The sequence below is a fragment of the Gilliamella sp. B2911 genome (assembly GCF_026536965.1).
Taxonomy (GTDB): Bacteria; Pseudomonadota; Gammaproteobacteria; order Enterobacterales; family Orbaceae; genus Gilliamella; species Gilliamella apicola_E.
Genome location: NZ_JAFNNA010000002.1, coordinates 1 through 12,889, shown reverse-complemented (window position 1 = coordinate 12,889; position 12,889 = coordinate 1). Strand labels below are relative to the sequence as shown.

Below are 12,889 nucleotides of genomic sequence, written 5' to 3'. Positions count from 1 at the left end.
ATGAATAATTTAATAACAGGTATTGCCCACATAGGTTTAAGAGTTAGTGATATCAATAAATCATCATCTTTCTATCAAACGTTAGGATTTGTAGTTACAGAAAAATTTTCCAAGAAAGTGGAAAATGGTGAAGTACACGTAGAGTTTTTAACTTCAGCAAAGCTGACTTTAGAGCTGTATCAATTACCTAATACAACTAACCATTTCAATTTAAGCCAATCTCACAATGGTATTGAACATTTTGCACTAGAGGTTAATGACATTGATAAAATGCTTCATAAAATAAAAGAACTTGGTTACCCAATCAATGAAGGGCCGATTTATGAGAAAAGAGAGCACTGTGAGGTGAGTTTTTTTCTTATTAGTGGCCCAGATGGTGAAAGGGTTGAATTTGATATGACAAAATATATATAACCGCTGTTTAAATAATAAAAAACTATCTGCATTTACAGATAGTTTTTTACTTTAGAATAATGATTATAGCACTAGATATTAATAGAATTATTTTAAATATTCTTGCTCATATGCTCTTGCTTTTTTATCATCAAAAGCATGTTCCCAGCGGGCTATAACGATAGCAGCCAATGCATTACCCACAACATTAACTACTGTTCTACCCATATCTAAAATACGCTCAACACCCATAATATAACCAATACCCTCGATTGGAATACCAACACTACCAAGTGTAGCTGATAACACTAAAATTGAAGCACCTGGTACACCAGCTATCCCTTTTGATGCTATCATCAATGTTATAACAATGATAATTTGATCCAGAATGCTTAAATCCATACCAAATAATTGCGCGAGAAAAATAACAGTTATACTTTGATATAGTGTTGAACCATCAAGATTAAATGAATACCCAGTAGGGATAACAAAACTCGTAATTGCTTTTGGAGCACCATAAGCTTCCATTTTTTCAATGATCTTAGGCAAAGCTGTTTCAGAGCTTGCAGTTGAAAACGCAATGACGAGTTCTTCTTTCAATATTTTTAATAAGGTAAAAATATTAAATCGGCATAATTTACAAACTAAACCTAATATGACCAAAGTAAATATAATCATTGCTGAATAAACAGTTAAAATCAATTTCAGTAATGGCAATAATGAAGCGAATCCATATTTGGCAACAGTTACCGTGATTAATGCAAATACCCCAATAGGGGCGTAACGCATAATCATATTAGTGACTTTAAACATTGTATCTGATACCACTTTTAACAAGAATAAAAATGGATCACGCTGTTTATCCGGTAACGACATTAAGCCTAAGCCAAAAAAGACACAGAAGAAGATAACAGGTAAAACTGCACCATCAGACATTGCTTTAAAGATATTAGCTGGAATCATGTCTAAAATCATAACAATTAAACCGTGAGGTTTACCGCTAAGTTCTTCAGCTGCTTTAGTATATTTACTAATATCTGCTGAGGCTAACGTTGAAGAATCAATTCCCGCGCCAGGTGCAAAGAAATTTCCCCAAAAAAGACCTAACAAAATAGCAATAGTAGTAATAATTTCAAAATAAAGAATAGTTTTAAAACCAAGCATTCCTAAACGTTTTGAACCACCAATGCCTGCTATACCTAACGTTAACGTACTAAGAATAATTGGTAATACAATCATCTTAATTAAGCGGATAAAGATATCACCTGCTGGTTGGAAAATATTAACAATTGCAAATTGATAATATGAATGTAATTCATGATTAGGATCAGCTAATTCATATAGAAAAGCACCTGCCACTACACCTAAGACCAAGGCAATTAAAATTTGCCAAGCAAGATTAGTTACAACTTTTTTTATAGAGAAAGACATGTAATTCTATTCCTTGTCGTGGTTTTCGAAAACAAAAAAGGATTAGTCTGTGTGGCTAATCCTTTTTTATAATTAAAAATTATTCTTCGGATTCTTGAGCGGAATCATCACTATCATAAGCCTCTTGGGACAATTCCGATTCATCATCATCTTCCGTTTCAGCAATTCGTTGTAATCCGACCACTTTTTCGTTTTCGGCTGTTCGAATTAAGGTTACCCCTTGAGTGTTTCGACCAACAATGCTTACTTCAGATACACGAGTACGTACTAAGGTACCCGCATCAGTAATAAGCATGATTTGGTCAGTTTCTTCAACTTGTACTGCACCAACTACTGCACCGTTTCGTTCACTCACTTTAATAGAGATAACCCCTTTTGTAGCGCGTGATTTAGTTGGATATAATTCTTGTTCAGTACGTTTTCCATAACCATTTTGAGTTGCAGTTAAGATTGCACCATTTCCTCGAGGAACAATTAGTGATACAACTTTATCATCACCTTCTAATTTAATACCTCGAACACCTGTCGCTGTTCGTCCCATGCAACGAACTTTATTCGCTGGGAATCGAACCACTTTACCATTAGCAGAGAATAACATAATGTCTTCGGTATTAGAAATTTGAGAGACTTCATCATCACTATCTGTCTCTTCAACAACCACATCATCGTTTAGTTCTTCATCATCAACGATATCAGATGTTTCATTACTTGTTAAATCAACACCAATAAGTTCATCATCATCACGTAAGTTAATAGCAATTATGCCACCGCTTCGAGGACGACTAAATTCAATTAGAGAGGTTTTCTTAACCGTACCTTGTGCTGTTGCCATGAATACACAATGTTCATCATCAAATTCACGAACAGGTAGAATTGCTGTAATGCGTTCATCAGCTTCTAGCGGTAATAAATTAATAATTGGACGACCTCGAGAACCTCGGCTGGCTTCTGGTAATTGATACACTTTCATCCAATATAAACGGCCACGGCTAGAGAAACAAAGTATAGTATCGTGAGTATTCGCAACTAATAACTTCTCAACAAAATCTTCTTCTTTAATTTTTGTTGCCGATTTACCTTTACCACCTCGACGTTGCGCTTCATAATCAGATAGCGGTTGATATTTCACATAACCTTGATGAGAAAGTGTAACTACAACATCTTCCTGAGCGATTAAATCTTCAATATTGATATCAGCGCTGCTTGCAGTAATTTCTGTTCTTCTTGCATCTTGGAATTGATCGCGAACCGCTTCAAGCTCTTCACGAATAACTTCCATTAATCTTTCAGGGCTTGCAAGAATATGGAGTAAACCACTAATTTGAATTAATAACTCTTTATATTCATCAAGAATTTTTTCGTGTTCAAGTCCGGTTAATCGATGTAAACGAAGATCTAAGATAGCTTGAGCTTGAGCTTCTGAAAGATAATAATGGCCATCTCGAATACCAAACTCTGGCGCTAAATCTTCCGGTCGAGCAGCATCATTACCAGCTTTTTCAAGCATTGCAGCAACATTACCTAGTTGCCAAGCTTGCGATAATAGTTTAGCTTTAGCTTCCGAAGGCGTAGCCGCGGCACGGATTAATTCAATTACAGGATCTATATTAGCTAATGCAATAGCTAAACCTTCCAATACATGCGCACGTTCACGAGCTTTACGAAGTTCATAAATAGTTCGACGCGTTACCACTTCACGGCGGTGAAGAACAAACGCTTCGATCATTTCTCTTAAATTTAATAGTTTTGGTTGGCCTTTATGTAAAGCCACCATATTAATACCAAAAGAAACTTGTAGTTGAGTTAATGAAAAAAGATTATTTAGAACAACTTCACCAACGGCATCGCGTTTAATCTCAATAACAATACGCATACCATCTTTGTCTGATTCATCACGCAGTGCTGAAATGCCTTCAATTTTTTTATCTTTGACTAACTCTGCAATCTTCTCGATTAATTTTTTCTTATTAACTTGATAAGGAATTTCATTAACAATAATCGTTTCACGACCAGTGTGATCATCAACTTCAACCGTTGCTTTAGAACGAATATAAATGATACCACGACCAGTTCGATAGGCATTTTCAATACCTTTACGCCCATTAATTAATGCTGCGGTAGGAAAATCTGGACCTTTAATATACTCCATTAAACCATCGACAGAGATATTTTCATCTTCAATGAATGCTAAGCAGCCATTAATCACTTCAGCTAAATTATGAGGAGGAATATTAGTTGCCATACCAACTGCAATACCCGATGAACCATTAATGAGTAAATTAGGAATTCGAGTTGGAAGGACATCAGGGATCATTTCTGATCCATCATAGTTTGGTGAGAAGTCTACGGTTTCTTTGTCAAGATCTGTCAACAATGCCCCTGCAAATTTTTGCATACGAATTTCGGTATAACGCATTGCAGCAGCAGAGTCGCCGTCAACAGAACCAAAGTTACCTTGACCATCAACAAGCATATAACGTAATGAGAATGGTTGTGCCATACGAACGATAGTGTCATAAACAGCAGAATCACCATGTGGATGATATTTACCGATTACATCCCCGACAACACGAGCAGATTTTCGGTAAGGTTTATTCCAGTCGTATCCAGCTTCATGCATAGCAAATAAAACTCGTCTGTGGACGGGTTTTAGTCCGTCACGTACATCAGGCAAAGCACGCCCGACGATAACAGACATTGCATAATCAAGATAAGAGGATTTTAATTCGTCTTCAATATTGACGGGAGTTATTTCTTTGGCTAGTTCGGTCATAACACCATGTTCTCTTATTAATTTAAATCTTAAAATAGCTTATAATTATAGCACAAAAATAGCTATTAATGCAGAACTAAACTGTTTTTATTTCAACTTATTCTGTATGAATAAACAAAGTATTTTCAATTAATTGGCATAAACAGTTCAAAATCATTGTGTGCATTTCGTAGGCCATCACCTTTTTGTAAGATGGAATTCTGATTTCAATATCATTCTGACCAAGCAAACCGATTACTTCACCGCCATCAAATGCGGTTAATGCAACAATTTTCATATCTTTTATCACAGCTTCTTGGACGGCACGAATAATTGAGCGACTATTACCTTCACAAGTGGATATAATCAAAATATCACCTTGTTGCCCTAAAGCTTGAATTTGCCGCGCATATATCTCTTCATGATTTGATATCGCACTTAACAAAACATTATCCGAAACTAAAGCAATAGCAGGAATACTTGGCCTTTCAATGTCAAGACTTGTAATTAAGCGTGAAGTAAAGCTTTGTACATTCGCTGCCGCAGCCCCATTACCACATCCCATAATTTTATTACCATTAAGTAATCCACCAACAATAATATTAGCTGCTTTTTCAATTGAAGAGCCTAGTGATTCCGCCATCACTATTTGAGTTTGAATACTTTCAGTAAAATAATTTTTTATTAAATCTTGCACGTTTTTCACCTAACCATTAAAACGCATTAACTATCCATTTTTGATCTTTGCCCGTTATGGCAAAAACATCAAATCTAAACTCTGTTTCTTCAATATTAAAGTTATTCTCTAACATCCAAAGTTGTGCAGCTTGTTTAATTTTAGATTGTTTATTAAACGATATTGTCATTTCAGCTTCACCAAAATGGGCATTTTTTCGATATCTAACTTCAATAAAGACCAAGCAGGTTTTGTCTCGCATAATTAAATCAATTTCACCAATTTGGTATAGGCTATTTTGTTCCAATAATACAAGTCCTTGCTTGGTTAAAAATTGGCAAGCTAATTGTTCATAATACTTACCAATTTTTTTACTATTCGCTTTGCTGTGAGGACTGATCAGATGCTTCATAAACATATTCTTGCCAAGAAAGTGATCGCGTTACTTCGCATTGATTACTTGTTGACAATTTACCGGTCATACCATCTAAAAAATTAGGTTGATAAGAATCCAATTGATTGAAACGATTAGCGAGTCTCCATGCATCAATACCCATAGCGTATAATCGAGTTAAAGAATAATCTTTTTGAATATTGCCAGGGATAAGGGAAGACGTTCTATCAGATGAATTGATAATCAATGGGATATCAGCATACTCAGTTTTATTCATATCATAATTAAAATCATTTGAAGCGCTTGCTACATGGCTTTTAGAACTAGAATAAAGCGTAACTGATGATGATCCATTACCAATAGTTTTGCCCGCTCCCAAATCAAGCATTGGTTTTATTAACGTTAATTCGTCATATGAGGCATAAACATAAATCGCGTCAAAACCAGCGGAATTTGATGATGTTGTAGCATTACCATCATCAAAAGAGACTGGTCGGCCAGTTAAACTTATTCCACTGTTATGATTCATATTGCCCCTCAAAGTACCGATACTACCGACATATTGGACATAAGCTTGAGAACCATTAGCAATTTGTGACCATTGTTTAGCAAAACTTTTAGCAACTCGTCTACCTAAATCAGTTTGTGGAACAATTAACAGTGGTTTTTGCTTATTTTGAGCAAAAATATGGTCAGCCGCATCTTTTGCTTCATCTTCAGGAGATAATGCGAAGAAACACATCTTATTAGAGGAAACAGTACCATCATCTACTTTATTTAATGCTAAAACAGGAATAGACGGTGCTAACTGTTTTATTTTAATGACTTCTTCTTTCAACAATGGACCAACAATTAATTCAACATTTTGTGCTTGAGCTTGTTCAATTAAGCTTTCCATTGGCAATGATGTGGTATCTAAGACAACAACATTTTGTTGCGGTTCTTGTGGATAAAATTTAACTGCATCAACATAACCTTGACGAATTGTATTACCAAATATACGAGAAGAGCCATTTAAAGGTAATAATAAAGCAACTGTTTTCGTATTTACATTATCAACAGAAAGCTTTTGGCCACCTACTAGCGCCGAAACAATCTCTTGGGCTGGATGATTTGGATATCTTGATGACCAATCTTCAATAGCTTGTTTTAATTGTGCACTTTGACTACTATTTGTTGCATCAACAACATCAGTACTATCACCTGACTGAGCTAATGCTTTTTTATTATTACTTTTATATGTATAACTTAAATCAATCCAACCCCTTAATATTACTTCATTATCAGCAGCAGAAATTTGACTTATTTGACTTGCAGATAGTTTGCTAAAGAATTTCCAAGTATTATTTAATATCTGCTTTTGATGTTTCTCAGGGGCAAATTTTTGTAAAGATAAATAATCATGAGCTTGTTCATTTATATTTCTAGCTTTGCGATCTAAAGCTAATTTTATTGAATAATAACGATATGATTGTGAATCATTTAATTTATCAGCAGATAGTTGATTAATACTAAATGGCTGTCCTTTTCTGACCGCTATTTCGCCTTGAGATAACAATTGGTCTTTTTGTTGTTCAGCATTAAGATTCGCAGGAAGCTCAGATAATAATTTGTTTGCTTGAGACAATTTATTCTCATTTATTAAAGCCCGCACGGCTAACAATTGCCAATCGATTTTGGCATTTCCTGAACTTGATTCAGCTTGCGACAAATAATAATTGGAATCTTTAGTTTCATCATATTTACCACTTTTCGATAAGCTGAGATTACAGCCAATTAAAAGCGAAAATAATGCTAACATAACAATAGCATAAAAGGATTGTTTTAATTTCATACCCATTCTCTTATAAATTTTCATCCCCAAATTCGTTGCACATGAACAGTAACTTCCTCACGATCGTGATAAAGCTGCTTAGCCTGAATTTGTACATTGATTTGATTATTATTTAGTTCTTTTATTAGTAATTGTAAATTTTGTTTTACTTCTTCATAACGTTTTTTCATTGGCAACTTGAGATTAAAAATTGTCTCTCGGCACCAACCATTAATAAGCCACTTGGCAATTAATTCTGTTACTTTGGCTGGTTTTTCAACCATATCACACACTAGCCAATAAATATTATGCTTTTTAGGTATAAATTTGAAGCCATCTTCACGATAATGTTTAACTTGCCCTGACTCCATAAGTTTTTCATTCATCGGACCATTATCTATAGCATATACCATCATGCTTCTTTTGACTAATTGATAAGTCCATCCTCCAGGACACGCACCTAAATCAACTGCATTTAAACCACCTTTTAGTCGTTCATCCCACTCTTCATAAGGAATAAAAATATGAAAAGCTTCTTCTAGTTTTAACGTGGAACGGCTTGGGGCATCAGCAGGAAATTTTAATCTTGGTATTCCCATATAAAAAGGCGAATTATTTTGACTTAAGGAATATCCTACATAACAACTATTATTGTTAATGAATAATAGATGAATTACTGGCCGTGACGGATTTTGAACTTTTAAAAGGATGCGCTTATTTCGTAAAGCTTGTCGAAGAGGAACTGTAAATTTCCGACAAAATCCTGCTAATTGTTTACCTTCATTCGTATCAGCAACTTCGACACGCAAATCACCAGCTTTATCAACAATACCAGATAATGCCTCGATTATAGGAGTGATACGATCTTCTGTTGGTAAATTATCTAATAAATCACCTGCAACAAACATTTGTCTGGCAAAAATCAGTGTTCGAAATGAAATTTCTTTAATCAATAATTGAGCATCACCATCTTGGTAACATTCAAATATTATATAACCACTATTTTCTTTAACTTTCGCAAATCCAAATATCTCTTTTTGTGCGGCCCTATCAGTTATTTCTGCCGCACATTCTTTTTCGAATCCAGGCCGGCAATACAAAATTATTTTATTTAGTTTTTGCATATCGTATCTTATCGTTTTTCACAATCGAATTTGTTAAATTAATCTGATTGAACTTTATCAGTATATAAAGGTGCATCCCCTTTGGGACGAGTTTTAAATCGTCGATGCAACCACATATATTGTTCTGGTGCTTTAAGAATTTCTTGTTCAATTGCTTTATTCATAAACGTGGCCGCTTGAACATCATCATCGATAGGATATCCCTTAAGTTCAGGAGTCACATAAACGGTATAATGACCTTTTGTTTCACGTTTAGGGGTGAAAGGTATAATTGCTGGTTGGCCTAATTTAACTAAAATTCGAGTCCCTATTGTGGTTGCGGCTTTTTCGACAGCAAAAAGTGGAGCAAATACACTATTTTTAGGGCCATAATCATGATCAGGTGCATACCATAACAATTCACCATTTTTTAGTGCTCTAATCATGCCTTTAGTATTATAGCGATCCAACATATATTTGTTTGATTTTAAACGCCCTTTTAATTGAATATAATCCATAACCGGATTATCGTTTGGTCGATAAACACCAACACCAGGATGACTCATTCCTAAAATACGTGCACCTAGCTCTAACGTTAAAAAATGAATCCCAATTAATAGAACACCTTGTCCAGATTGTTGTATGCGAGTGATATGCGAATCACCTACAATTGAAGAGTGTTTAGCAAGTCTTTTATCTGACCAAAACCAAGCCATACCCGTTTCAAATATAGCAAGTCCAGTTGAAATAAAATTATCTCTTAATATGTTATCGCGTTCTTGATCGGTTTTTTCAGGAAAACATAGTTTCAAGTTCTGTTTTGCGGTTTCTTTACGCTTACCGATTAACTTCATTGAAAGCAATCCTAAGCCTTTTCCTATTTGATAAATTATTGGATATGGCAACAATACGATTAGATATAAAACACTAATACCAAACCACGTTAACCAGTAACGAGGATGTAATAACCGTTTTGTAAAAGTAGGATGAATTTCTTGACTCATATTAAGATTAAATAACAATTTAAACAAAGTGAATTATTATATACCAATCTTGAATCAAGCGGCAGAAAAATAAAATAATTAAGCATGATGGAACATCATTTTATTAATAGATTTTTTTGTAAAGATAATGTTTTAAAAAAGATGTTAGGGATTAAATTGATTAATCCCTATTCTATAATTTTTAGTAATTTTTAAATTGAAACATGCTCAAAAAGGCTGCTCCTCAACTTTTTTTAATTTTAAATAGCTACTGGCGCTTTAATTGCAGGATAAGGGTCATAGCCAACAATTTCGAAATCTTCAAACTCATAATCAAAAATTGTAGGTGGCTTACGTTTAATAACCAGTTTAGGCAATGGTTTCGGTTCACGACTTAATTGTAAATGGGTCTGTTCCATATGATTAGAATAAAGATGTGTGTCTCCACCAGTCCAAACAAAATCACCGACTTCTAAATCACACTGTTGAGCTATCATATGAACGATTAACGAATAACTGGCAATGTTAAATGGTAATCCTAAAAATACATCACATGAACGCTGATAAAGTTGACACGAAAGTTTACCTTGAGCAACATAAAACTGAAAAAAAGCATGACATGGCGCTAATGCCATATGATCAAGTTCGCCAACATTCCATGCAGAAACGATCATTCGTCTTGAATCAGGATCATGTTTAATTTGTTCAATTACTTGAGAGATTTGATCTATCTGACGACCATCGGCGGCTCCCCAAGCACGCCATTGTTTACCATAAACTGGGCCAAGATCACCATTTTCATCCGCCCATTCATCCCATATCGTTACTTTATTATCTTTTAAATAATTAATATTGGTATCACCTTTAAGAAACCAAAGCAATTCATAGATAATTGAACGTAAATGACATTTTTTTGTTGTTACCAACGGAAAGCCATCTTGCAAATTAAATCGCATTTGATGACCAAAGATCGATAATGTACCTGTCCCTGTTCGATCTGATTTAGGTGTTCCCTCATCTAAAATTTTTTGCATTAATGCTAAATATTGTTTCATTTTGAGATAACCTTATTGTTAAATCTATATGCATATAAAAGGATCAAAATTCCACCGATAATCATTGGTAGACAGAGAATTTGCCCCATACTAATAAAATTCAAAAATAATCCTAACTGTTCATCTGGTTGTCTGAAGAACTCTATGATGAATCTGAATATTCCATAGCAAACCAAAAATAGCCCTGACACAGCACCTGTTGGACGTGGTTTACGGATAAAAAGGTTCAAGATAATAAATAAGACTATACCTTCAAATACCATTTCATAAAGTTGTGATGGGTGTCTTGGTAAAACACCATTTAATTGGCTATATAAAGAAAACCATTCGGGATGTGATTGTACAAACATAAAATCGGCATGAGTCGAAGTCGGAAATAACATACCAATTGATGAGTTAGTTACACGTCCCCAAAGTTCACCGTTAATAAAATTACCAAAACGACCAAACATCAAACCGATCGGAACTAACGGTGCAACAAAATCGGCTACTTGCATAAATGTTTTTTGGTTCTTTTTAGCAAATATAGCAATTACGCAAATTGCACCAATCAATCCACCATGGAAAGACATGCCGCCTTCCCAAACTCGAAATAAGATTGCAGGCTCATCAATAAAAGCATCAAAGTTATAAAATAATATATAGCCTAATCGTCCACCAATGAAGAGACCTAAAAATCCCCAGAATAGTAAATTTTCAACTTGTTGCGATGTCCAATTACTATTTGGTTTGTTAGCTCGTCGCTTAGCTAAATATAAGGCGCCAAGTATGCCAAATAAATACATTGCACCGTACCAATGTAAGGAAATAGGTCCGATTGAAAAAGCAATTGGATCAAAATTGGGGAATTGTAAAAATTGATTCATTTTTTAACACGCTGTTTATTTTTTCGTTTATGAGTAAAGAAGTTAAATCGTTTTTTCTTAGAAAGATTTGTTATAGGATCTTCTATGTCAGATTGTATAGTAAAAACAGGCAAAGAAAACTCTTTCATCGCCTTACGATATACATCACGCTTAAAAGCAATAACCTGCCTTATAGGATACCAATAACTTACCCACTTCCAATCATCAAATTCTGGCGTTGGTGAAATATTTAAGTTTATTACCGATGTATCAGAAATTAATTCTAATAAAAACCACTTCTGCTTTTGGCCGATGCATACAGGCTGATTATCCCAACGAATCATTCGTTTAGGTAGTTTATACCTTAGCCAGCCATTGGTAACCGACAAAATTCTTACATCTTTGGGTTGTAATCCTACTTCTTCATTAAGTTCACGAAACATTGCTTGTTCAGGTGTTTCGTTTAGTTTTATTCCGCCCTGAGGAAATTGCCAAGAGTTTTGCCCATAACGTCGAGCCCAAAGTACTTGACCATACCTGTTACAAATAACGATTCCTACATTTGGACGGTAGCCATCATTATCGATCACTGACTACCTCAAAAATTTATTTTTTTATATAGCTGAATTGTTTCATACATACACTAATAAATAAATAGGAAAATGATATTAATCGTCTAAATCTAATATTATGTGCGAGATTTTTGGGATAATTTAATAATAGTAATAATATTAATTAGCGCAAATGTAATCTCTATCGCTAGGCTTCCTAAAGAGCCTATCCATAAACTATAAATGATCCATAAAGCACTACTCAATAATATAAGTAATCGCATCTTTTGTTGTTCAAATCGGAATAGCGCAATGGTTACTAATGTCGTTCCAATAACCGAGAAATAATTAATGAATTGCTTCCAATCTGGAGTTGTAAAAAAATAAAATATCCACATCAATGCAATAAAGAAAAACATTGCTAAAAAATTCTTAGTATAAGTAGAAGTCACATTCCTAAAAATATTTACAATATTGAGTATAGCAGCAGGATAGGATTCAGGACCTAATAAATAAAAATGCAGCGTCATAATAACGTTAACAATCGTTAATTGCCATCGGAATGCATTATCATTACGTTGCAAAAAGGCACTAACACCGACAAGATAACCTAATATACCAATTAGTTGAGGAACTGTTGTATATTTTTCAATAAAATCTGAACCAAAAAATTGATATAAAAAGTTTAAATTATCCACTGTTTACTCCTTAGACAAATGGATCTGAATAATAAATGATTCATGAATATACTTTTACTAATTTTAGAATGCAAAAAAGCCCAGCATTGCTGCTGGGCTTTCGCTCTAATTTAAAAGTCTGGCGGCACCCTACTCTCACATGGGTAATACCCACACTACCATCGGCACTACGGCGTTTCACTTCTGAGTTCGGCA

Annotated in this window: 12 protein-coding genes; 1 reads left to right on the top strand and 11 read right to left on the bottom strand. The window is 34.4% G+C overall.

Translation table 11 applies throughout. The features are described 5' to 3' along the window. Entirely contained in the window at positions 1–414 is a 414-nt protein-coding gene (locus J3U27_RS02040; protein ID WP_065735016.1) for a VOC family protein, read from the top strand. 87 nt (positions 415–501) lie between these two features. Here the strand turns inward: J3U27_RS02040 and gltP are convergent, their stop codons facing one another. From gltP to J3U27_RS01985, 11 genes are all read right to left on the bottom strand, one after another. Continuing rightward, a complete protein-coding gene (gene gltP / locus J3U27_RS02035) occupies positions 502–1,812 on the bottom strand; it encodes a glutamate/aspartate:proton symporter GltP (RefSeq protein ID WP_176713972.1) in 1,311 nt (436 codons plus the stop codon). Between the two features lie 91 nt (positions 1,813–1,903). Then, complete coding sequence (gene gyrA / locus J3U27_RS02030; protein ID WP_065561980.1) at positions 1,904–4,597, bottom strand: DNA topoisomerase (ATP-hydrolyzing) subunit A; 2,694 nt, start codon at positions 4,595–4,597, stop codon at positions 1,904–1,906. A gap of 97 nt (positions 4,598–4,694) precedes the next feature. Further along, on the bottom strand, positions 4,695–5,273 hold the full coding sequence (locus J3U27_RS02025; RefSeq protein WP_065561979.1) for an SIS domain-containing protein: 579 nt from the start codon (positions 5,271–5,273) through the stop codon (positions 4,695–4,697). 16 nt (positions 5,274–5,289) lie between these two features. Then, entirely contained in the window at positions 5,290–5,664 is a 375-nt protein-coding gene (locus J3U27_RS02020; protein ID WP_065735146.1) for a YraN family protein, read from the bottom strand. Next, positions 5,627–7,480, bottom strand: coding sequence for a penicillin-binding protein activator (locus tag J3U27_RS02015; RefSeq protein WP_267376717.1), 1,854 nt, complete (start codon positions 7,478–7,480; stop codon positions 5,627–5,629). The genes J3U27_RS02020 and J3U27_RS02015 overlap by 38 nt, the downstream gene beginning before the upstream one ends. A 20-nt stretch (positions 7,481–7,500) precedes the next feature. Next, positions 7,501–8,583: a 23S rRNA (cytidine(2498)-2'-O)-methyltransferase RlmM gene (rlmM, locus tag J3U27_RS02010; RefSeq protein ID WP_065735012.1), complete on the bottom strand. Its 1,083-nt coding sequence runs from the start codon at positions 8,581–8,583 to the stop codon at positions 7,501–7,503. Between the two features lie 38 nt (positions 8,584–8,621). Further along, complete coding sequence (lpxL, locus tag J3U27_RS02005; protein WP_267337717.1) at positions 8,622–9,566, bottom strand: LpxL/LpxP family Kdo(2)-lipid IV(A) lauroyl/palmitoleoyl acyltransferase; 945 nt, start codon at positions 9,564–9,566, stop codon at positions 8,622–8,624. Between the two features lie 239 nt (positions 9,567–9,805). Then, on the bottom strand, positions 9,806–10,600 hold the full coding sequence (thyA, locus tag J3U27_RS02000) for a thymidylate synthase (protein ID WP_267337718.1): 795 nt from the start codon (positions 10,598–10,600) through the stop codon (positions 9,806–9,808). Beyond that, on the bottom strand, positions 10,597–11,466 hold the full coding sequence (lgt, locus tag J3U27_RS01995) for a prolipoprotein diacylglyceryl transferase (protein WP_065735009.1): 870 nt from the start codon (positions 11,464–11,466) through the stop codon (positions 10,597–10,599). The genes thyA and lgt overlap by 4 nt, the downstream gene beginning before the upstream one ends. Continuing rightward, positions 11,463–12,035: an RNA pyrophosphohydrolase gene (gene rppH / locus J3U27_RS01990; RefSeq protein ID WP_065735008.1), complete on the bottom strand. Its 573-nt coding sequence runs from the start codon at positions 12,033–12,035 to the stop codon at positions 11,463–11,465. The genes lgt and rppH overlap by 4 nt, the downstream gene beginning before the upstream one ends. 98 nt (positions 12,036–12,133) lie before the next feature. Further along, positions 12,134–12,694 carry a YgjV family protein gene (locus J3U27_RS01985; protein WP_267376715.1) on the bottom strand — a complete coding sequence of 187 codons (561 nt, stop codon included), beginning with the start codon at positions 12,692–12,694 and terminating at the stop codon, positions 12,134–12,136. Positions 12,695–12,889: the final 195 nt, after the last annotated feature.